At 43.1% G+C, this 21826-nt stretch carries 24 protein-coding genes, 2 tRNA genes and 4 pseudogenes; 23 read left to right on the top strand and 7 right to left on the bottom strand.

What is annotated here, in order from left to right:
• Positions 1 to 229: pseudogene (locus INF28_RS11760) on the bottom strand (protein kinase domain-containing protein); the annotation flags it as partial.
• Between the two features lie 532 nt (positions 230 to 761).
• Between INF28_RS11760 and spoIIIAA the strand changes: the two are divergent.
• The 21 genes and pseudogenes from spoIIIAA to INF28_RS11865 all read left to right on the top strand — a co-directional run bounded on the left by spoIIIAA (position 762) and on the right by INF28_RS11865 (position 15145).
• Positions 762 to 1691, top strand: a complete 930-nt coding sequence (gene spoIIIAA, locus INF28_RS11765; protein ID WP_226393653.1) for a stage III sporulation protein AA — start codon at positions 762 to 764, stop codon at positions 1689 to 1691.
• On the top strand, positions 1691 to 2206 hold the full coding sequence (locus INF28_RS11770) for a stage III sporulation protein AB (RefSeq protein WP_226393654.1): 516 nt from the start codon (positions 1691 to 1693) through the stop codon (positions 2204 to 2206). The genes spoIIIAA and INF28_RS11770 overlap by 1 nt, the downstream gene beginning before the upstream one ends.
• Before the next feature lie 20 nt (positions 2207 to 2226).
• Entirely contained in the window at positions 2227 to 2424 is a 198-nt protein-coding gene (spoIIIAC, locus tag INF28_RS11775) for a stage III sporulation protein AC (protein ID WP_226393655.1), read from the top strand.
• A gap of 2 nt (positions 2425 to 2426) precedes the next feature.
• Positions 2427 to 2819, top strand: a complete 393-nt coding sequence (spoIIIAD, locus tag INF28_RS11780; RefSeq protein ID WP_226393656.1) for a stage III sporulation protein AD — start codon at positions 2427 to 2429, stop codon at positions 2817 to 2819.
• A gap of 15 nt (positions 2820 to 2834) precedes the next feature.
• Positions 2835 to 4028, top strand: coding sequence for a stage III sporulation protein AE (gene spoIIIAE / locus INF28_RS11785; RefSeq protein WP_226393657.1), 1194 nt, complete (start codon positions 2835 to 2837; stop codon positions 4026 to 4028).
• A gap of 4 nt (positions 4029 to 4032) precedes the next feature.
• Complete coding sequence (gene spoIIIAF / locus INF28_RS11790; protein WP_226393658.1) at positions 4033 to 4551, top strand: stage III sporulation protein AF; 519 nt, start codon at positions 4033 to 4035, stop codon at positions 4549 to 4551.
• On the top strand, positions 4548 to 5117 hold the full coding sequence (locus INF28_RS11795; protein ID WP_226393659.1) for a hypothetical protein: 570 nt from the start codon (positions 4548 to 4550) through the stop codon (positions 5115 to 5117). Before spoIIIAF ends, INF28_RS11795 begins: the two co-directional genes overlap by 4 nt.
• A 33-nt stretch (positions 5118 to 5150) precedes the next feature.
• Positions 5151 to 5723 carry a SpoIIIAH-like family protein gene (locus INF28_RS11800; RefSeq protein ID WP_226393660.1) on the top strand — a complete coding sequence of 191 codons (573 nt, stop codon included), beginning with the start codon at positions 5151 to 5153 and terminating at the stop codon, positions 5721 to 5723.
• Positions 5724 to 5839: 116 nt separating this feature from the next.
• A pseudogene (locus INF28_RS11805) lies at positions 5840 to 6202 on the top strand (Asp23/Gls24 family envelope stress response protein); the annotation flags it as partial.
• 99 nt (positions 6203 to 6301) lie between these two features.
• Positions 6302 to 6703 carry a transcription antitermination factor NusB gene (gene nusB, locus INF28_RS11810; RefSeq protein ID WP_226393661.1) on the top strand — a complete coding sequence of 134 codons (402 nt, stop codon included), beginning with the start codon at positions 6302 to 6304 and terminating at the stop codon, positions 6701 to 6703.
• Positions 6704 to 6775: 72 nt separating this feature from the next.
• Positions 6776 to 8005: an exodeoxyribonuclease VII large subunit gene (xseA, locus tag INF28_RS11815; RefSeq protein WP_226393662.1), complete on the top strand. Its 1230-nt coding sequence runs from the start codon at positions 6776 to 6778 to the stop codon at positions 8003 to 8005.
• Positions 8006 to 8014: 9 nt separating this feature from the next.
• Positions 8015 to 8251 (top strand): exodeoxyribonuclease VII small subunit, encoded by a 237-nt coding sequence (locus INF28_RS11820; RefSeq protein WP_226393663.1) that lies wholly within the window; start codon positions 8015 to 8017, stop codon positions 8249 to 8251.
• Between the two features lie 2 nt (positions 8252 to 8253).
• Complete coding sequence (locus INF28_RS11825; RefSeq protein WP_226393664.1) at positions 8254 to 9153, top strand: polyprenyl synthetase family protein; 900 nt, start codon at positions 8254 to 8256, stop codon at positions 9151 to 9153.
• A 19-nt stretch (positions 9154 to 9172) separates the two neighbouring features.
• Positions 9173 to 9625, top strand: coding sequence for a divergent PAP2 family protein (locus INF28_RS11830; protein ID WP_226393675.1), 453 nt, complete (start codon positions 9173 to 9175; stop codon positions 9623 to 9625).
• 68 nt (positions 9626 to 9693) lie between these two features.
• Positions 9694 to 11631, top strand: coding sequence for a threonine--tRNA ligase (gene thrS / locus INF28_RS11835; RefSeq protein ID WP_226393665.1), 1938 nt, complete (start codon positions 9694 to 9696; stop codon positions 11629 to 11631).
• Between the two features lie 92 nt (positions 11632 to 11723).
• Positions 11724 to 13124: an MATE family efflux transporter gene (locus INF28_RS11840; RefSeq protein ID WP_226393666.1), complete on the top strand. Its 1401-nt coding sequence runs from the start codon at positions 11724 to 11726 to the stop codon at positions 13122 to 13124.
• A gap of 95 nt (positions 13125 to 13219) precedes the next feature.
• A complete protein-coding gene (locus INF28_RS11845; protein WP_226393667.1) occupies positions 13220 to 13516 on the top strand; it encodes a hypothetical protein in 297 nt (98 codons plus the stop codon).
• A 10-nt stretch (positions 13517 to 13526) separates the two neighbouring features.
• Positions 13527 to 14009, top strand: coding sequence for an RNA polymerase sigma factor (locus tag INF28_RS11850; RefSeq protein ID WP_226393676.1), 483 nt, complete (start codon positions 13527 to 13529; stop codon positions 14007 to 14009).
• Complete coding sequence (locus INF28_RS11855) at positions 14002 to 14835, top strand: anti-sigma-I factor RsgI family protein (protein ID WP_226393668.1); 834 nt, start codon at positions 14002 to 14004, stop codon at positions 14833 to 14835. Before INF28_RS11850 ends, INF28_RS11855 begins: the two co-directional genes overlap by 8 nt.
• Before the next feature lie 82 nt (positions 14836 to 14917).
• Positions 14918 to 15004 (top strand) — tRNA-Ser (locus tag INF28_RS11860).
• A 49-nt stretch (positions 15005 to 15053) separates the two neighbouring features.
• A tRNA-Ser gene (locus tag INF28_RS11865) sits at positions 15054 to 15145 on the top strand.
• Between the two features lie 285 nt (positions 15146 to 15430).
• Here INF28_RS11865 and INF28_RS11870 read toward each other — a convergent pair.
• The 6 genes and pseudogenes from INF28_RS11870 to INF28_RS11895 all read right to left on the bottom strand — a co-directional run bounded on the left by INF28_RS11870 (position 15431) and on the right by INF28_RS11895 (position 20360).
• On the bottom strand, positions 15431 to 16612 hold the full coding sequence (locus INF28_RS11870; protein ID WP_226393669.1) for a MalY/PatB family protein: 1182 nt from the start codon (positions 16610 to 16612) through the stop codon (positions 15431 to 15433).
• Positions 16602 to 17198 carry a sugar O-acetyltransferase gene (locus tag INF28_RS11875; RefSeq protein WP_226393670.1) on the bottom strand — a complete coding sequence of 199 codons (597 nt, stop codon included), beginning with the start codon at positions 17196 to 17198 and terminating at the stop codon, positions 16602 to 16604. Before INF28_RS11875 ends, INF28_RS11870 begins: the two co-directional genes overlap by 11 nt.
• A 21-nt stretch (positions 17199 to 17219) precedes the next feature.
• Positions 17220 to 18116: pseudogene (locus INF28_RS11880) on the bottom strand (DUF3737 family protein).
• 25 nt (positions 18117 to 18141) lie between these two features.
• Complete coding sequence (locus INF28_RS11885) at positions 18142 to 18681, bottom strand: flavodoxin family protein (RefSeq protein WP_226393671.1); 540 nt, start codon at positions 18679 to 18681, stop codon at positions 18142 to 18144.
• Between the two features lie 32 nt (positions 18682 to 18713).
• Positions 18714 to 19640 carry a cyclophilin-like fold protein gene (locus INF28_RS11890; RefSeq protein ID WP_226393672.1) on the bottom strand — a complete coding sequence of 309 codons (927 nt, stop codon included), beginning with the start codon at positions 19638 to 19640 and terminating at the stop codon, positions 18714 to 18716.
• 87 nt (positions 19641 to 19727) lie between these two features.
• Entirely contained in the window at positions 19728 to 20360 is a 633-nt protein-coding gene (locus tag INF28_RS11895; protein WP_226393673.1) for a LysE family translocator, read from the bottom strand.
• A gap of 304 nt (positions 20361 to 20664) precedes the next feature.
• On the opposite strand from INF28_RS11895, the gene INF28_RS11900 reads away from it, so the two are divergent.
• Both INF28_RS11900 and INF28_RS11905 read left to right on the top strand, forming a co-directional pair.
• Positions 20665 to 20907, top strand: a complete 243-nt coding sequence (locus INF28_RS11900; RefSeq protein WP_226393674.1) for a hypothetical protein — start codon at positions 20665 to 20667, stop codon at positions 20905 to 20907.
• 24 nt (positions 20908 to 20931) lie between these two features.
• A pseudogene (locus tag INF28_RS11905) lies at positions 20932 to 21601 on the top strand (alpha/beta hydrolase); the annotation flags it as partial.
• Positions 21602 to 21826: the final 225 nt, after the last annotated feature.

Genomic DNA, 21826 nt, shown 5'->3' on the forward strand with positions numbered 1-21826 from the left:
AGTACTCTTTGATGGCGACGCGGGTATTTAAAACGTTGTCAAAGCCGATATAGGTAATGCCGAAACCGCCCTGCCCTAAGGCAATACCGACTGTATATCGGTCGTGCAGAAGGGTGCCCGGCGGCAGGAATGCCCCTGCGCTTTGGGCAAGCTCCGTCTCGTCAAGGCCGCAGTACGGACAGACCTGTGCTTCTCCTTTTTCTTTCATGCACCCCATACATAATCCCATTTTTTTCGCTCCCTTTTTACAAAATTCCCCTTTTGATTGTAGTATAAAACAGTGTATCCTAAATGTCAAGAAAAAAAGTAGTTACTATTGAAATAACAGTAAAAAGCTTGTCCTTTCGGTATTTGTAAATTCTTTAGATACCGTTTGCGTGGATGTTTTTATGTGGGTTATTTTATTATAAAATTATGGATATAGCTTGTCATAACAGTGCGGAGGAAGCGGATTCAAATTTTTGCCTTCTTTCTTCTACTATCCTTTTCTTTACTTTACTTTCCTTTACTTTACTTTTCTTTTCTTTACTTTGTGAATTAATGTATACATTTTCCGGGTTTCTGCATACATTAACTCGATTAATGTATACATTAACTATTTTTACCAGGGAAATAAAGGTAAATTATCCTTTTTTGAAATAAAAATTTATGTAATTTTCAGGGTTGGGTTCTAAAACCGGACAAAACCTCATACAATCCTACAAAGAGCCGGCAGGGATCTTGGATTTGGGCCGGGAGGAATAACAAATGAGGTGATGCATATGGAACGGACGCGGATAAGCGAAGTGCTGCCGTATCTTCCGCAGGAGGTGCGGGAGCGTGTAGAAAAGGCCGCTCTGGGAGATTGGCTGGATGTGGAGGAAATACGGCTCAGGGCCAATGCGCCGCTGACGCTTGGGGTTTGGGGAGAAAGCTGTTTTTTAACACCATCAGGAGGGATAACCAATCATGAAAATGACGCGTATCGGGTTACACAGGAAGCGGTGCAAAGCGCCTTCGCAGCGATTTGTGAAAATTCAGTCTATGCTCGGCTGGATGAGATCCGTCAAGGATTTCTTACCCTTAAAGGGGGTCATCGTGTGGGGATTTGTGGAAAAGCCGCCGCGGAAGAAGGAAAAATCAAAACGTTTCGGGAGGTCAGTTCGCTGAATTTTCGGATTGCCCATGAGGTAATTGGAATTGCAGATGGTATTATGGATTCCATTGTGCAGGGAAGCAGGGTCTACAATACCATTATTATTTCTCCGCCTCAGACTGGAAAAACAACACTGCTTCGGGATGTCACCCGGCAAATTTCCAACCGGGGGTTTAAAACCGGTGTGGCAGATGACCGGGGGGAGCTGGGCGCCATGTATCGGGGGGTACCCCAGAATGATTTGGGCGCGCAGACCGATATTATTGATAACGCGCCTAAGGCAGAGGCAATTTTAATGTTGCTTCGGACCATGTCGCCCAAAGTAATTATCAGCGATGAAATTTCCTGTCAAAAAGACGCACAGGCTATTGCTTTGGCACACGGCACAGGCGTAGCAGTGGTAGCAACTACCCATGGCTCTGATATTGATGAGGTACGGAACCGGAATATTCTAAAGCCGCTGTTTGCTGACAAAGTTTTTGAAAAAGCAATCCTGCTGCGCCGGGATTTTTCGACTTTAGATTCCGTAACCTATACCAAAGCGGTGGATTTATAATGCGGTGGCTTGCAGGGATTGTAATAGTGCTGGGCTGCGGATACGTTGGTGTGTTTTTTGCTGGGCGGCTTTATCGCCGGGTACAGCAAATCGAAGCGCTGGGATCTGCCCTCAGCCAGCTGGCATTTTGCACTGGCTTTTTATCTTTGCCGCTGGCAGAGGCTTTGCGCAGATCGGCTTCAGCACAAAGCGGGGCGGTTCGGCGTTTGTTTTTGCAGACGGCAGAGCTTTTAACTCTTCGTCCGGGGATTCGTCCCGGAGAGGCGTGGGAGGAGGCGGTGCGCCGGCAGGAATCGGCGCTGTGTTTAAAACCGCAGGAACTGGAGGCTTTAAAAAATTTCGCGGCGCATCTTGGACGGGGGGATAAAACGGATATTCTGGATAACATTCGTATGACCTCAGCACGGCTGAAGGTGGCGGAGGATTCCGCCCGTGCGGAGTGGGCGCGGGATGGAAAAATGTACCGGGGTCTTGGTTTTTTGGCTGGAATTTTCATTGTTATTTTACTGATGTAAGCATACGGAAGGATGAGGCTATGAGTGGAGTGGATTTGATTTTCAAGGTAGCGGCTATCGGAATTGTGGTGGCGGTTCTCAATATGCTTTTGGTGCGCGCGGGCCGTGATGATCAGGCCATGATGACCACCATCGCCGGATTGGTGGTGGTACTGCTGGTGGTAATTCAGGAAATCAGCAGTCTGTTTGATACTATTAAAAGTGTTTTTGGGCTGTAGCCATGGATGTGATTCAAGTCATTGGAATTGGAATCATAACGGTTTTTCTCTCGGTGCTGATCCGGCAGCACCGGCCGGAACTGGCCCTTGCCCTGCCTATACTGGGGACAGCGGTTATTTTTTTACTGCTTGCTCCCGGACTGCGGGCGGCTCTTGCCATGTTTGAGGATATTGCGGCCCAGGCTGGCATTGAAAACCAATTTCTAAGATTGGTAATTAAAATTATTGGTATTGCTTATATCTGTCAATTTTCGGCTGAAATCTGCCGGGATGCCGGGGAGAGCTCTATGGCTGGAAAAATTGAACTTGCTGGAAAGCTGATGATTCTTACCCTATCCATGCCGATTATATATCAAATTTTGGGGCTGGTAGGCGCAATGATAGATTTTTCATAAGAAACGGTGCAGAAAATGCGAAAGATACTATGGATATTATTACTTTGCCTGTGGCTTATGCCGGGAGTATCCGCACAGGAAGCTGACACTTCACGGGATGAGGAAGAGATGACACAGGAAATTTTAGATGCGTATACTGACTTTTACGCGGATATATTTGAAAACGGGATTGGGCAGATAGAGGACAGTAGTTCTTTGTGGGAAATTATGCCGGATTTTGATATCCGAAGCTTGCTCGAACAATTGGTTTCAGGAAAGCTTGAGCTTTCTTTCCCGGCCCTGTTTCAGGTTCTGATTCGATATTTGCTGGGAGAGGTTTACAGCAGTATGAAGCTAATGATGACAGTGCTGGCGCTGTCAATATTATGCTCTTATCTTGGCGGTCTGACTGATGGATTTGGCCGTGCCGGTGTGAACCAGGCGGCGTTTTATGTGTGCTATATGGTGATTGCCGGAGTGGCTTCCGCTGCTTTTTTTGATGTGGCAGGCTGTGTCAGCCGGTCGGTGGGAAATATTGCCGCCTTTATGAAAATAGTGGTTCCGGTGGTGATTACAACTCTTTTGACCAGCGGCGCGGTGGTATCCGCTTCAGTGTTTGAGCCGGTTTTGGTTTCGATTACCGAAATTGCGGTGCTGGTCATTCAGACCCTTTTTATCCCGCTTGTCATGATTTGCGCTGCCATGAATATGGTAGGGGGAATTTCGGAGCGGTTTAAAATACAGAAAATGGTTAAGTTTATGAACCAATGCATTAAATGGGGGCTGAGCATCATGCTTACGGTGTTTGTGGGGGCGGCAGGAATTCAAAGCATTGCCTCTGCTGGCGCGGACGGGCTAACGGTGAAGCTGACCAGATTTGCAACTTCTAATCTAATACCGGTTGTGGGCGGTATTTTGTCTGAGTCAGTGGAAACAGTCATGAACTGCAGCGTGCTGATCAAAAATTCTGTAGGCGTACTGGGTGTGATTTGTCTTGTTGTAATTGCCGCGGGGCCGCTTTTGAAAATTGCGGCTGTACTAATTATTTTTCGGCTGACTGCAGCAGTGGCCGAACCGGTTTCGGAGCCCCGTGTGGTGCAGTGCCTCTCTGAGCTTGCCAATTCCCTGTCAGTACTGTTTTCAATGCTGGCAGCAGCTACCGTTATGTTTGTGATTGTCCTGACCATTGTGATTAACGCTGGAAATACGGCTGTGATGCTGGGGAGGTGACAGAATGCTGGAGCTGCTGAAGGAATGGGCGGTCACCCTGGCGGGTATAGTTGTTTTTGGTTCTATGTGTGAGGTCATCTTGCCAGAAGGTAATTTTCAAAAGTATGTGCGGCTTGCGGTGGGCATGCTGTTAATCCTAGCGTTGGTATCTCCAGTGCCGAAACTTTTGCGAATGGAAATTCCCGATCATTTTCCAAGTGGTGCATCTGCTGATGCTTACCGTCAGCGCTCAGAGATGGAGGAGAAACAGAAAGCGGATGTTATGCGGGCGTATCAGCAAAAACTGGCAGAAAAGCTACGACTGTCCCTAATGAATAAAATTGATGGGATCAATCCAGAGGTGCGCTGTGAAGCGGAGGAAACCGATCCGGCGCGCTTTGGGAATATCAATGAAGTTTTGGTGATTTTAGATGCCCAAGCTACCGCTGATGTGACAGAACAGATCAAAGATATTTTAGCGGAAGAATACGGGATAGAACGGAAGCGGGCGACGGTCAGGTATGTAAAGGAGCAGGAGGAATGAAGGGAAACGAACTGAAAACACTGTTTAGCCGCAGTGATACAGATGGAGAGCGTAAAAGGCCTAATCCGGTTATGATCTGGATCTTGATTGCCGCTGTGGTTTTTCTTGCAGTGAGCGGATTTACAGGTCGAAAGAAAAAAGAGACTCCAGAACAGGAGGAATCGTTGCAAACAGAATCCATAGCGGCAGAAGACTATACCGCGCAGCTGGAACAGCGGCTGTGCCAAACTTTGAAAAAAATTAACGGAGCCGGAGAGGTTTCGGTTTTTATCAGCATAGACAGCGGAGGTGAAAAAATTCTGGCAACAGACAGGAAAAATAGCTCGGAGCGGGAAACTGTTTCGGAAAGCGAGGGATCAAGCAGTCAGGAAACAGAAGAAAACGTTGTGCTGAGCGGGCAGAGCTCCGCACAGAGCCCTTATGTGGTAGAAGAAAAATTGCCTGCGCCGTCGGGCGTGTTGGTGGTGGCGGAAGGCGCCGGAAATGAGACGGTGCGCTATGAAATTTATGAAGCGGTCAAGGCGTTGTTTGACTTGCCGGCGCATCGAATTCATGTAAGCCGCTAATGTAAAATTCAATTTATTGAGGAGGAATCAACATTGAGTCAGAATCGAAAATTTCAATTTAAAGGGAAACAAATTCTGCTTTTGGGGCTGGTGGCATTGGTAATTACAGCAGGATATTACCGTTGGACGGTAGAGAGTGATAAATTTAACAGTGTACCAGTTACTGGCGATGCTTTGCCTGCGAATGCAAATCAGGGAGAAAACAGCGAAAATCAGGCAAGTGAAGCCAGTGCCAAGCCCCAGGAAGGCGCGGAAGGGCAGAGCAGCAATATTGCCAAACTGAAGCAAGAACGGGACAGCGCCCGCAGTGAGATGGCGGGACAGTGGAAGGAGACCATGCAGAATAAGGACGCTTCCGCAGAGGCCAAAACTGATGCAGAGGAAAAACTAAAGGCAGCAGATGAATATACGGAAAAGGAAAAAGCCATTGAAACACTGGTAAAGACCAAAGGATTTTCAGATTGCTTTGCCCGGGTGGATGAAAATGGTGTATCTGTGGTAGTGTCTGGTGGTGAGGTCAACGGCGCCAAGGTGGCTCAAGTAAAGGATATCGTTGTGGAACAAACAGGAGCTGCGGTAAAAAACATCAAAGTCAGCGCTGAATAATTGTAGAAAAAGATTTGTAAAAAACATTGTAATCTACGATTGGTTGTGTTATAATAAAGAATCATGGGAAGAAAGGCGGATTTTTTACGTCTGAAAAGCAATGAGGAGGTATTCTTATGGAAAATACGATCAATCCTGAAATCGAAGAAAATGGGAATGTAAATATTGCGGATGAGGTGGTATCTATCATCGCCTCACTGGCGGCGGCAGAGGTTAAGGGTGTAGCCAGTATGGGAAGTACTGGGTTTGCAGATCTTCTTGGGAAAAAGAATTTGTCAAGAGGAGTCAAGCTTGTGGTTGACAATAAAAATGTAACCCTGGATCTTTCGGTAATCGTGGAATACGGTGCTAAGATTCCGGATGTGGCATGGGAGCTTCAGGAAAAGGTAAAAAGTGAAGTGGAATCTATGACCGGGCTGAATGTTACTGCAGTAAATATTTCTGTAGACGGTGTGAATGTACCAAAGCTGGATAAGGAAGAACCTGAGGAAACGCTTGCTGTGGAGGATACTGAGCCGGAGACAGAATCGGAAAAGGAAGAAGAAGCGCAGGAAGAAACAAAGGAGTAGTTCCCAGGTATGATGAACAGAAGAAAAGCGAGAGAATACGCCTTTATCCTGCTGTTTGAATACCGGTTCCAGCCGGATGAGATAGGAAGGATTCTGAAAGACTTTTTTAGCGAGCATGATGCGGGAAACCAGACGGAATATATTCGTACCGTGGTAGAAGGCGCTGTGGAGCATGTGGAAGAAATTGATGCTTTGATCGGCAGTTATGCCAGGGATTGGGATGTACAGCGGATATCAGTGGTTTGTATGGCAGTAATGCGCCTTGCGGTATATGAAATGAAATATATGCCGGATATCCCACCGAATGTTTCTGTGAATGAAGCGGTTGCGCTTGCCAAGGAGTACGACGGAGAGAAGGCGGCGCCGTTTATCAACGGCATTTTGGGAAATATGAAGGAAATTTGTAAATAGCATAGATAGAAACAGGGCGGACGCGTAAGGCACCGCTCTGTTTCGGTATGTATAAACGAACGGAGAGAGCATATGATTGAGAAGCAGGCGCTTTCAGTTACCCAGGTTAACCAATATATTAAGGAAGTAATGAACCGGGATACGGTTCTGACCGATATTTTGGTCAAAGGCGAACTGTCAAATTTCAAAGCGCATTCATCGGGACATATGTATATGTCTTTAAAGGATGAGAGCGGTGTGATGCGTGCCGTTATGTTTCGAAGCAGTGCGGCAAAGCTGCGCTTTAAACCCCAGAACGGTATGAAGGTGGTGGCGCATGGCCGGATTACAGTATATGAACGGGACGGGCAGTACCAGCTTTATATTGACGATATGCAGCAGGAGGGAATTGGAGACCTGTATGTTGCCTTTGAAAAACTGAAAAATAAGCTAAACGCAGAAGGATTGTTTGACCCAGCGCACAAAAAGCCTTTGCCTAAGTATCCTAAAAAAGTTGGCGTTATCACTGCACCTACCGGCGCGGCAATCCGGGATATTATCAATGTACTTTCCCGGCGGTTTTCCTATTCGGATGTGGTTTTGTATCCAGTGCTGGTGCAGGGGGAAAATTCCGCGGCTAGTATTGTGGAAGCCATTCGGTATTTTAACCGCACTGATGGTGCAGATGTATTAATTGTCGGCCGCGGCGGAGGTTCGATTGAGGATCTGTGGTCCTTTAACGAAGAGATTGTTGCCCGGGCAATTTATGACAGCCATATTCCTATTGTATCGGCAGTGGGGCATGAAATCGACTTTACCATTTCGGATTTTGCGGCGGATTTGCGTGCGCCGACACCGTCTGCGGCGGCGGAATTGGTGGTTCCGTCCCAGAATGAACTGATGGATAAATTTAATAACGTGTATTCCCGTCTTTACAGTCAGGCAAACCGGATTTTGGAACGGGCAAAACTCATGCTCAAAAGCCAGGCAGAACGCCCGGTATTGACCGATCCGAGACTGAAATTGAATGAACAGCGGATTTATCTTGACAGGTTATATCAGGATTTGACCGGAGCGTGTACAGACTTGTTCCGAGGCAAACAACAGGCGGCTTCTCTGGCGGTATCCCGGCTGGACGGGCTGAGCCCTCTTGGAGCTCTGCACCGTGGTTTTTCCGTGACGGAAGATGGGAATGGACATGTGATCCGCTCGGTGAAACAGACTGCGCCTGGGGAGAAAATTTCCATTCTGGTAGAAGATGGACGGATTTTGGCTGTAACTGAAAAAACAGAAGAAACTACGGCCCTCAGCGGCGTAGAATGAGGTGGAAGAATGGATAAGAAACAAAGCTTTGAAACCAATTTAAAAGAGCTTGAAGGTGTGGTAAAGGCGTTGGAGAGCAGTGATGTAAGCCTGGACGAAATGCTTACCCTTTTTGAAAAGGGTATTCATTTAACCAAGTCTTGTACAGATGCGCTGAATGAGGCAGAGCAAAAAATTACAATTTTAATGAAGAACCGCGAAAACGGTGAACTGCAAGAAGAGCCTTTTGTCGGGACGGGTGAATGAATATGGAGTTTCTTTCACAATATAAGTTATATCTTGATGCAATCAATGATGCCCTGGAGAAGGAGTTTTCAGTTCCGGATCTTGCGCAGAAACAGGTATTTGAGGCGATGCGCTATGGAGTGTTGGGCGGGGGCAAACGGATCCGTCCGGTGTTGACTATGGCGGTAAGCGATATGCTTGGCGGAAGTAGGGCAGACGCGTTGCGTGTTGGCTGTGCCGTGGAATGTATCCACAGCTATTCCTTGATTCACGATGACCTTCCCTGCATGGATGATGATGACCTGCGCAGAGGCAGGCCCACCTGTCATAAGGTTTTTCCAGAAAATATTGCACTTTTGGCCGGTGATGGGCTGCTGAATCGGGCATTTGAACTGTTGTCGGATAAGCGACCTTATGAACGAATGAGAGCCGATGCGGTGCTGGCAGTCATTCGAGCTGTTTCCGGCGCTTCTGGCGCTTATGGCATGATCGGCGGCCAGGTGATCGATCTTAGCTGTGAAAACCGGACGGATGTAACGCTTCCTTTGCTTCAGGAACTGCATGCTAAAAAAACCGGCGCTTTGATCCGGGTTTCGGCTCTGTGCGGGTGTCTATGTGCGGGAATTTTGGACGAAACGGATAAAAAGTATCAGAAAATCCTTCAATTTTCTGCAAAATTGGGGTTGGCATTTCAGATAAAAGATGATATACTGGATGTAATCGGAAAAGAAGATGTGATTGGCAAACCGGTGGGGAGTGACGCAAAAAGTCACAAAAACACCTTTGTTACTCTAATGGGACAGGAAGCGGCAGAAAAAGAACTTCAGCGTCTGACAGAGGAAGCAAAGGCTGCTCTTTCCGGTATGGAAGATACGGCATTCCTACTCTCTTTTGCCGAATATTTATTAAACCGTGAATATTGAGGGCTGTGTAATGAAGTATATGGATCAGATTTTAAGTAATAGAATTTTTTTTGTTGTGCTATTTGCATGGATTTTTTCCTGTATCCTCAAGGGTTTTCTGGTTTGGGTCAAGGACAAAAAACTGGATATGACCAGGTTTATGGGACCGGGCGGTATGCCATCGTCTCATTCTACCATTGTCACCTGTCTAGCGACCTGTATTGGAATTAAAGTGGGTTTTGACAGTCCCTTGTTTGTGGTGTGCTGTGCCTTTGCTTTGGTTGTCATGTATGATGCCTCTGGTATCCGACGGGCGGCCGGACAGCAGGCAAAAATGATTAATATGATTATTGACGCCTGGGAAGAGAGTGATCCATTGGAAAAGCAAATACGCTTAAAAGAGCTTTTGGGGCACACTCCGCTAGAGGTGTTGGCAGGCGCGACTTTAGGAATCGTGATTGCCATTTTGGCGGCCGTTTTTATTGGACTGTAGTGAGGATGGGACAAGCATTTGTATAGAAAAACAGGCAGAGTAATCTGCAGAAAGGATAGGTCTTTAAGATGATTAAAGTAACGCTAAAGGACGGCAGCAGCAAGGAGTTTGAAAACGGAACCACGCTGCTTGCCATGGCAAAAAGTATCAGTGAAGGGCTGGCAAGAGTTTGTCTGGCGGCAGAGGTAGATGGAAAGGTGCAGGATCTGCGTACTACCCCGGAGCAAGACTGTACAGTAAACTTCCTGACCTGGGAAGATGAAGGCGGAAAGGAAGCATATCGGCATACAGCGTCTCATGTTTTGGCGCAGGCTGTAAAGCGCCTTTATCCGAAAACCCGGCTTGCTATCGGTCCGGCTATTGAAAATGGATTTTATTATGATTTTGACTTTGAAACGCCTGTCAGTGCGGCGGATCTTGAAAAAATAGAAACCGAAATGAAAAAAATCATCAAGGAAGATATTCCCATTGAGCGGTTTACCCTGCCCAGGGAACAGGCAATGGCGGCGGTAGAAGAAGCCGGAGAGAGTTATAAGGCAGAGCTGATTGCGGATTTACCGGAGGATGCGGAAATTTCTTTTTACCGGCAGGGGGATTTTACGGATTTGTGCGCAGGACCGCATTTGATGTCTACCGGAAAGTTGAAAGCAGTGAAATTACAGTATACGGCAGGAGCATATTGGCGCGGCAATGAGAAAAATAAGATGCTGACCCGGATTTACGGAACGGCTTTTCCCAAAAAATCTGAGCTTGATGCTTACCTTGAACAGCTGGAAGAGGCAAAAAAACGGGATCATAATAAGCTTGGCCGGGAACTGGGATATTTTAAGACAGTGGATTATATTGGACAGGGGCTGCCCATTATGCTTCCGAAAGGTGCGCGTGTTCTTCAGATCCTTCAGCGGTTCGTAGAGGATGAGGAACAAAAACGTGGTTATTTGCTGACCAAAACGCCGTTTATGGCCAAAAGTGATCTTTATAAAATTTCAGGCCACTGGGATCACTACCGTGAAGGTATGTTTATTCTTGGGGATGAAGAAAAGGACAAGGAAGTATTTGCTTTAAGGCCGATGACTTGTCCGTTCCAGTTCCAGGCATATCTTGCCGAGATGCGCAGCTACCGGGATTTGCCCTTGCGGTACAATGAAACATCAACTTTGTTTAGAAATGAAGATTCTGGGGAGATGCACGGCTTAATTCGTGTTCGGCAGTTTACGATTTCAGAAGGCCATCTGGCTTGTCGTCCGGATCAGTTGGAAGAGGAATTCCGCGGTTGTGTGGATCTTGCTAATTTCATGTTAAAAACGGTGGGACTGGATGAAGATGTCACCTACCGGTTTTCCAAATGGGATGAGAACAATAAAGAAAAATATATTGGTACTGCGGAAGAATGGGAGCAGGTACAAGACCGTATGAGAAGCATACTTGACCATATGGGTATTGATTATACCGAGGCTGATGGCGAAGCAGCATTCTACGGCCCCAAACTAGATATTCAGATTCGGAACGTATTTGGCAAAGAAGATACTTTGATTACTGTTCAGATTGATTTCCAGCTTGCAGAACGTTTTGGCATGGAATATATTGATACTGACGGCCAGAAGAAATATCCGTATGTTATTCACAGAACTTCTATCGGTTGTTATGAGCGGACGCTTGCACTGTTGCTGGAGAAATACGCAGGCGCACTGCCCACTTGGCTGGCTCCGACACAGGTTAAGATTCTTCCCATTTCAGAGCATTATTTTGATTATGCCAAAAAGATAGAAAGCGCCTTGATGGAAAAGGGAATACGGACTGAACTGGATAGCAGAAATGAGAAAATCGGCTACAAGATTCGGGAAGCACAGCTTGAGAAAGTGCCTTATATGCTGGTGGTTGGTGAAAAAGAGCAAACGGATCATACGGTAGCAGTGCGTTCGAGAAAAGATGGGGACAAGGGCGTCATGCAGCTTGATGAATTTTTGGCAGAGATTCTGGCAGAGATTGAAAGTAAGGCCAAATAAATATCAGTCAAGAGCAGAAAAACCGCTGGCCGAAAAGGACAGCGGTTTTTAATTTGATACAGGAGCATAAGCTGAGGAAAGGAGAGAAATGTATGGAAGATAAAGAAGTACAACAAAAAGAAAAATTTGATAAGATGACCAAGACACCCATTCCGAAATTGATAGGCGGCCTTGCGGCGCCGTGTATCCTCAGTATGCTGATTACATCGTTTTATAATATGGCAGATACCTACTTTGTCAGTCAGATTGGTACCAGCGCTACCGCAGCGGTCGGGGTAGTTTTTTCCCTCATGGCAATTATCCAGGCATTAGGATTTACCTTTGGTCATGGTTCAGGAAATTACATATCCAGAAAATTAGGTATGCACGATACAGAAGACGCGGAGGTAATGGCGGCGACCGGCTTTTTTTCAGCCGTGCTGGCAGGCTGCGTGATTACAGTGTTGGGATTACTGTTTTTAAAGCCGTTGGTGATTGAACTGGGGGCAACGGAAACCATTGCGCCGTATGCGATGGATTATGCCGGATTTATTTTGTGGGGTGCGCCGTTCATGATGGGTTCTCTTGTCATGAACAACCAGCTGCGGTTTCAGGGCAGTCCTACGGCAGGTATGATTGGTATGTGCAGCGGCGGAATTTTGAATATTGCACTGGATCCCCTGTTTATTTTTGTGTTCCAAATGGGAATCAAAGGTGCCGCGGTTGCTACCATGCTGAGTCAGGTGGTCAGCTTTGTGATTTTGTTTTTGATGTGCCGCCGAGGAGGCAATATTCCGATTTATCTTAAGAATTTTAAGCCCAGCTGGAAACGGTATAAAGAAATCATTCGGGGTGGGGTGCCGTCGCTTGCACGGCAGGGAATTGCCAGTGTGGCAACGATTATTTTGAACCGTGCGGCAGGCGTATATGGTGATGCGGCGATTGCGGCAATGTCCATTGTAATGCGTGTGACAAACTTTGCTGGGTCGGCGTTAATTGGGTTTGGACAGGGTTTCCAGCCAGTGTGCGGATTTAATTATGGCGCCCAACTGTACGGCAGGGTACGGAAAGCTTTTTGGTTCTGTGTGAAAAGCTCCACCGGGATATTGGTTATCATTGCAGTGATTGGATATATTTTTGCACCCAATATTATTCGAATGTTTCGGGATGATCCCCAGGTAATAGAAATCGGTGCAGTCGTTCTTCGGTTCCAGTGCGTCACCTTTCCAACCTTTGCCTGGACCACCATGAGTAATATGATGTTTCAAACGATGGGAAAAGCGTTTCGTGCCACCTTACTTTCGCTTTCCAGGCAAGGATTGTTTTTTATTCCGGCGGTATGGATTTTATCCGCTGTGATGGGACTGCGCGGCTTAGAAATCAGTCAGTCCGTGGCCGATTTAGGATCGCTTGCCATTGCGGTTCCCATGTCACTGCATGTTCTTTTCCAATTTAAAAAGGAAGAGGAAGCAAAACGGCTTGCATCACAAACCGTGGAAAATAAAAAAATATAAAAATTTTTTAAAATTTTGAAAGGATTTCTTATTTTGCATCGTATTATAAGTGAAAAGCAAAAAACTTATTAAAAATGCAAATGGAGGAATGTAAAATGAAAAAACGTATTTTTGCTATGGCAGCGGCAGCGGTCGTATTTGTTGGTGCTGCAACAGGATTTATGGGTGCTGGAAAAGTTTATGCGGAAGATAATACAACAAGTGTTGTTTGTCCGTGGGGCGGTTATGGCGCCTGTCAGGACGAAAATTGCATTAATTATGAAAATTGTCCAAATGATGGCATCAGGCCTATGGATGGCACCGGTATGCAGAATGGAAGAAGAGGCGGCGGAAGTGGCCGTGGTATAGGAAATGGAAGCGGCTGTGGCCGTGGCGTTTGCAGAAACAGTTAATGAGGCGATTATGAGAAGTGAGTATGAAGCAAATCTGGCAATAGAGCGATACGCCGATATGGTTCGGCGTATCTGCTTTCTTCATTTAAAAGACAGGCAGGATACAGAGGATATTTTTCAGACCGTGTTTTTGAAATATATCCTCTATTCGGGTTCGTTTGAAAATGAGGCACATGAGAAAGCCTGGTTGATACGAGTTACGGTCAATGCCTGTAAAGATTTATTGAAAGGATTTTACCGAAATCATACAACTTCTATCGAAAGTATTGCGGAAACGGCGGAGGAAGCAGCACCGGAACATTCTGATGTATTGGAAGCGGTGCTTGCTCTGCCGAAAAAATATAAAGATGTCGTGTACCTGTTTTATTATGAAGGTTATACAGCAGGAGAAATTGCTGAGATTTTAAAAAAGAAAGAAAATACGATTTATACCTTGCTTGCGCGAGCAAGAAAACTGCTGAAAGAGAAGCTGGGAGGTGCAGAATATGAATAAAATACAAGAAGCTTTTGCGCCGGTAACAGCCGATGCGGCCTTAAAAGAAAAAACAGCGGAATTTCTGCATCAAAAAATATCGGCCAGGCAGAAACTGTTTAAAATGCGGATGCGGTATGCCGCTGCAGTACTAGTGATGGTGTTGATGCTAAGCGGTGGTTTTGGCGCGCGGTTTTTGTTCTGGATTCCGGTATCTTATATTGGACTGGATGCGGATGGCTCTGTTTCTTTATCATTAAGCCGTATGGATACAGTCGTAGCTGCCGAAGGGTACAGCGAGGAAGATATTCAATTATTAAATACGCTGAACCTGACAGGGAAAAACTATACTGAAGCAATAGAAACATTGCTGCAAACCCCGGAATTCATGTCTGAGAGCGGAGAAAGCGCTTTAAGCGTAACTGTGCTTTCTGATAAGGAGGAGGAGCTAGTCGCGGGAATCCAAGGATGTCAGGGATATCAGAGAAATAGCGGCCAGTGTACCGGAGTAGATTCTGAGATTTGGGAAGCAGCGCAGGAAATCGGGATGCCCGCAGGAAAATATCGGGCATATCAGGAACTGGTTTCTTATGATCCCACCGTGACTGTGGAGGAGTGTCAAAATATGACCATGCGTGAATTGCGGGAAAAAATTGCGGAGTATACCGGAGAAAGCGTTTTGGGCAGTGGAGAACATCAAGGTCAAGGACAAAATCAAGGGAAGAATCAAGGAGAAGGCCAGGGACAAAATCAAGGAAAAGGGCGGCAACAGGATCAGGGACACGGGCAAGGTCAAGGACAAGGTAGCGGCAACGGAAAAGGGCGAGGAAATGGAGCGGAAAGATAAAAAATCTTAAAAAAAACCTTGACATGATATGAAAAATGTGCTATACTTTTTAAGTCGCACCTAAGAGGATCAAATTGCACTTGGAGAGGTGTCCGAGTGGTTTAAGGAGCTAGTCTTGAAAACTAGTGATGCGAAAGCACCCAGAGTTCGAATCTCTGCCTCTCCGCCATCTTTTCCTTTTGTGATAGGTTGTGTTATAATTGAAAAAAAGTGAATTCGGAGAAGTACTCAAGTTGGCCGAAGAGGCGCCCCTGCTAAGGGTGTAGGTCGTGAAAGCGGCGCGAGGGTTCAAATCCCTCCTTCTCCGCCATTTATTCAATACTCGATTTTAGAAGATGGGAGTATTGAACAGCGTGTTGAAGATATTGTTTGATTATTCAGACAATATCTTCTTTTTTCTCTATACAAAAAAATATCCGACAGAGCATAAGCTCAATCGGATATTTTTTTGAAAATAACATGCCCAAGCATGGAAGTTATCAATGTAAGTTTTAGTATTTCTCACAATGGGTTACAAAAGATATTCGCTGAAAAAGGCTTGTTGAATTCTGTTTTATTACAGTGAAAAACTCAGTAAGTATTTTTAAAAATTTTTTTAACACATATTAGACAGCCATTTTTCATATTTTAAAATACCTTTTTTTAATCTGTTCAGACCGTCTTTAAGTAAAATCTTCGGACAAGCGATGTTTAATCTTAAAAACTGTTCTCCTCCGCATCCATATTGCTGTCCATCAGATATATAAAGTCCTGTTTCATTTCTTATAAATTGTGACATAGCACATGAATGGGTGTCTATTTTGCCACAGTCAAGCCATATTAGGTATGTTGCTTCAGATTTAACATACTTTATCTGAGGCAGCTCTTTTTGTAGAAATTCAGATACAATAAGTCGGTTTTCGTCAACATATTTTCGAAGTTCATCAAGCCATTTTGCTCCGTTGTTATATGCGGCAATGGTTGCTGTAATTGCAAAACTGTTAGGTTCTGCAACCTCGTCAGTGTTTAAACCGCGGTTTACTTTGTGTCTGAGATATTCATTTGGAATAATAACAGCAGCGGTTTGTAATCCGGCAAGATTAAACGCTTTAGTGGGCGAAACACAGGTTATGCTGTTCATTTTGCATTCTTCGGATACTGACGCAAATGGTATATACGATTTTTCTGTTTCGGTTAAATCGCAGTGTATTTCGTCACTTACAACAATCACATGATGTTTTAAGCACAATTCTCCGATTTTTTTAAGTATTTCTTCAGACCAGATTTTTCCCACAGGATTATGAGGGTTACAGAGTATCATCATTGTTGTTTGCGGGTGAGATAGCTTTTTTTCTAAGTCCGCAAAGTCAATATCATATACTCCATTTCTATATCTGAGTGGACACGCAAGAACATTTCTGCCGTTATTTATAATAGAATTAAAAAATATATTATAAACAGGTGTTAATATAAGTACATTTTCGGCAGGAGTTGTGAGTTTTCGTACGACACTTGAAATTGCCGGAACGACTCCCGTGCAAAATATGAGCCAATCTTTTTCAATTGTGAAGGCATGTCTGTTTTCCCACCAATTGATGTATGCGTTATACCACTCATCAGGAATGGTATTGTAACCGAAAATTCCATGTTCAGCACGGTCTACAATAGCTTTTTTTATTTCCGGTGCGGTCTGAAAATCCATATCTGCCACCCACATGGGAAGTTCGGTGTCCTTTACATCCCATTTTAATGAATTTGTGTTTCTACTGTCTGTTATATCGTCAAAATTATAATTCATTGTTACTCACCGACCTGTTTTCATAAATTGACTTGATAACACGTGCGGGATTGCCCACTGCTATCATATTGTCCGGTATATCTTTTGTTACAACAGAACCTGCTCCTATAACAGCATTATCACCTATCGTAACACCTGGTAGAATGGTGGAGTTTGAACCTATCCAAACATTACAGCCTATTTTTACGGGTTTCGGAATAAGACTTTGGCGTTTCTCTGGATTTAAGTCGTGGTTAAGCGTTGCAATTACTATATTATGCCCGATTACACATCCGTTACCTATAGTAATTCCGCCTTGATCCTGAAAACGGCATCCGGAATTAATAAAAACATTTTCACCAACCGTTATATTTTTTCCGCAATCTGTTGTAAATGGAGGGAATAAGCCAAAGCCCTTATCAACAGGTTTACCTATCAGTTCAGAAAATAACCTGCGTATCTCTTCCGGTTCATGATAAACATTGTTTATTTCAGATGTGATCTTCATTGCTTCAAAGCTAAGCTTTGTCATATATTGATGTATTTCTGAACCGGCTTCAACATATTTACCGCTGTTTAAATAATTCAAATATTCATTTAACTGCATTTTTACATCTCCCAATAAAATTTATATTACAGACTTAAATTCTTTTCTATGTATAGTATTGCCACAAGAGTGGTTGTGATTATCTTTTACAATAATTTTTGTTTTATCGGCATCGACCTTATCTTTTTCAATAATTAATTCATCGATTTTTTTGGCTTTTATGATACCGCCTGATGGGTTGATTACACTGTCAACCTTAGATGAAATATCGGCATCTACGGTAGAATATTCAAAAGCAAGCGTTGTATTTATAAGCTTACAATTTTTCATTACAAGATTATCAATATAACACATTCCTTGCAGACTTTCTATTGTGCAGTTGATTAGTGTGAGGTTTTTCGCATTCCATCCGAGATATTCTCCTGAAATAAACGAATCATAAACGGTTATGTTTTCGCTGTTCCAAAACGCATCTTTTGAAATGAGCTTTGCGTTATGAATTGTAACATTTTTTGCTCCGTCAAAGGAGTAGTTACCAAACAGCTGAAAATTACTGATTTTCATATCTGTGCTGTTCATTGCAAAATAGTCGCCTTTAGCAGTTATATTATCAAGAGAAACATTACTGCAATTCCACAATGTTTCAAGTGCGTTTGAAAATGTAATGTTTTTTAAATGAATATTACTTGAGCGTCTGAAAAGTTTCGGAGCTTCAATTTGTGTATCCTCAACCGTTATATCATTTGTGTACCAGATTCCTGCACGTGCCATATCAAACAAGACACAATCTTTCATATATATGTTGTTACTGTACCAGATAGGATATTTCTATTTAAACATACTGCCGTACAGCTTGATATTTTTACTCTCCTTTAAAGGTGATTCACCGTCAGCAAATATAGTGTTTTGAATTTCCAAGTCATGAGACATAAACAAAGCACGTTCGCCTGTTAAAAATTTTTGCACTATTTTTTCCATGATTTATCTTCCTCTCATCTCTAAATCAAGAAATGTTTGTTCCCATTTCGTATGCTTTTTTCAGTATTTCGTTATTTTCTATATCACCTATATTTGTAACACCTTTAGCAAGAAGTACTCCTTTGAGTTTCGCCTTTTCAAAACAGGCAATCCAGCCTTCAAGCCCGGTGATTGCTCTGTCCATAGCAGTATCTTCTGTTTCCGCCGCAGATGACAAAAGATAAACATCACGAAACTTGTAGTCCGTTGTGTAAAGTGGGTTTGCTCTGTCAAGCAGTGCCTTCATCTGTCCGCTCATTTCGTAATAGTAAATAGGCGTGGCAAATACTATGATATCGGCATTAAGCATTTTATTTGAAATTTCATTGGCATCGTCATTTATCACACACTTTTGTGTTTTCTGGCAAGAAAGACAGCCTCTGCAAAAATTTATTGTCTTGTCTCTCAGCGATACTGTTTCAACGTTATTTCTATTTGTTTTGGCACCTTCTGCAAACGACATTGCCAGTGTTTCGGAATTGCTTCCTTTACGCAAACTTGTTGAAATAATCAGTATATTTTTCATATATTATCCACTTCCTTTTTGTTATCATTATTTTAATCAAGGGAAAGAGTTATTGTAACTGATCCGTTACCGAGAATTTCTTTTAATTCCGCTTGTGTGAGGTTATTCATTTTTCCAAGGCGGGTATAACTCCAGGAATTTGAGCCGTAGAAAATGACAATCTGATTGCCTTGATAAAGTACGATATCGCCGGCCTGCGTTGTCGTCTGTGTATCGTCGGTAGGCAGATTTTGTCCAAGAGATCCAACCTTTTCAAACCCGCCGTAATCACGCATATCAATCGTAATTGGCTCTTCAGAAAGCAGATCCTTCAGTGCCGCACTACCAACGGTATCCGCTAAGGTTGCTGTCAGCGTTTTATCTCCGATTGTAATAAGAAGTGTATTTTCCATATTATCTTCCTCCGTCAAATTTTCTTCGGATACAGACATATCAGGTGACGTTGATGACTGTTCCAACTCGGGTGCATTTGGTTTGTTTGCTTCGGCTTGTAAAATAGTTATTTCTTGTGTTTGTTCATCCCATTCTACATTAAAACCAAAATTTTCCGCAATAAACCTAATAGGCAGCATTGTTCTGTTATTGATAATGGTTGGAGCAGTATCAAGATTTTTTTCCTCACTGTTTAAAAGGGCGATTTCAGAGTCAATTGTAAGTTTTATTGTTTCTTCATTTTTTGTAAGAGTAACGGTACGTGAATCTTCGTCCCAGTCTACGCTTCCGCCTATAGCCTCAACTACAGCTCTTACGGGGAGAAGTGTCCTGTCATTGACGATAATCGGAACCGTGCCCTCATTATCAATACTTCTTTCTTCATCGTTTACAATCATGGTCGGTTTGTTGATTGTCAAAATAATTTTAATATCTTCTGTATCCTCTTGTATATTCTGTGCACTGCATCCCGTTGAAGACAATACAGTCAGTGCAAAAACAAGAAAAAATATGGATAGTTTTTTCATAATACATTCATTCCTCTCTTTTTATATTTCAATTATACCACTGGTTATATTAAATGTCCAATACCTATATTTTATATATTTATATGCCTAAAATAAATAGAAGGATTTTATAAGAATAGCCAATCCGAACAATAATACAAGAATTCCGAGTATGTAATTCACTGCAAGCAATTTTGTATCTGTAAACCGTCTGCGTAAACGCCCTATTATAATGGAGATTGTAGTCCACCAAATGCAGGTACCTGTAAGTATCCCAAAAGTTATTGCCATACCTTCTCCGGCTGAACTAATTTGTCTGACATTAAATATAGTGAATGCCATCATAAAAGTTAAAATTGTTGAAGGATTGGTTATTGCGATCATAAATGATGATGTAAAAAAAGAGAGTAATTTTACACCTGCGGAAGTTTCATGTGCAACAATCTGTTTTTTTATCATAAAAGATATACCCATTATAACAACAAAAGCTCCGCCTATCAGTGAAATAAAATTTTGATATTGCAATATAAAATCTGAAATCAGTGTAACTCCAAAAATACTTATACTGCTGTAGCACAAATCAGCCGCACTGCATCCAATGCCGGAAATAAATCCTGCTCTTGCTCCATATGTAATAGTACGCCTTATTGTCAAAGCTCCGACAGCACCTATTGGCACACCGAAAACTAAACCCATCATTATTCCTTTTATAAACATCATCATAATTAACTTACCTTTCATAAAACAATTTTAACTTATTTTCCTTTATTATATTAAAATATTAAAAAAATAATACAATATCAAATACCTATAATGAATATATTTCTATAGGTAAAACGCATAATAATTACTATGCTTAAAAACATAGTATAGCATAATTTATAAGTATTAGATATTCTTGAAGTTGTATGTTATATGCAGAAAGAACATAACAACACGCAAATAATAAAAAAGCAGAAAGGATGTGTATATATGCATTAAATTTTAATTATATTACTTAATACTTAATTTATCACTAATTAATTTGATGCAAGGACGGATCAAAATGAAAAAAAGAATAATCGCATCAATAGCTGTGCTGTCAGTCATAGCAGGCTCAATTGCTGCGGCGGCTTTTGGAGTTCAGAAAACAATTGATGTAACGGGAGGAGTATCAGTATTTATGAACGGTAAAGAGCTTGAAATGAAAGATGTAAACGGAAATGATGTTGACGAATTTGTTTATGACGGAACAACATATTTGCCGGCAAGAGCAATTTTTGAAGCAAACGGTAACAGTGTTGCGTGAGACGGTGAAGCTGGAAGAGTTGACATTACAAGCACAGCTGCTGATAATACACCCACCGGAGATACAGATATTATTTTAGAGCCGCTTGTTCTTACAGAGGAATGGGATAAGGTCTTTCCGCTAAGTGATGAAGTAAACCATAGAAAAGTAACATTTGTAAATCATTTTGGCACGACTTTAGCCGCAGATCTTTATGAGCCGAAAGAATATACCGGCAAGCTTCCGGCAATTGCGGTTTGCGATCCGTTTGGAGACGATGTAAGATATGAGCAGAAATACAGCACGTGGTTATTTCGATTCGGTAAATGAAGAAGGAAGATATGAAGCATGTGTTAATTATAACAACCAAAGAACGGAAGATTACAGAAACGGAAAATATACATTGGGCGGAGGACTTCCGGAAACTGCTCCTGAAGATGCACCTCAACATCTCAAAGATAATGTTGCTTATTATAAAACTGAACGCGGATATGATCCACGCTCTCTCAACTCTAACAATGGATGGGCAGCTACTGCCAGCGGTGCTCTTATGAATATGCGCCTATTTGAGTATGCTCCTGAAATAAGAAGTGCTGTTTTACTTGTCCACGGAGAAGAAGCACATTCCTTGATGTACAGCCAGGATGCATATGAACTTCTTAAGGGAGATAACAAAGAACTGATGATAATTCCTGGTGCATCGCACACAGACTTGTAGGATCAAATGAATATTATTCCTTTTGATAAGTTAGAGTCATTCTTTAATGAAGCATTTTAATCAGTCATGACCACCGGCCGTGCCGGTGGCTTGCGCTGCCCCCTTAGGGCGTTATGCTGGCCGAGCCTATAGGCTCGTCGAAAGGTCTGCCAACCGCACCTTTTTCACCAGCTTGCCCCTAAAGGGGCATTTTTATTTGCTTCCTTCTACTGGCTCACCCGT

The sequence above is a fragment of the Ructibacterium gallinarum genome, from assembly GCF_014982785.1.
Lineage (GTDB): Bacteria > Bacillota > Clostridia > Monoglobales > Monoglobaceae > Ructibacterium > Ructibacterium gallinarum.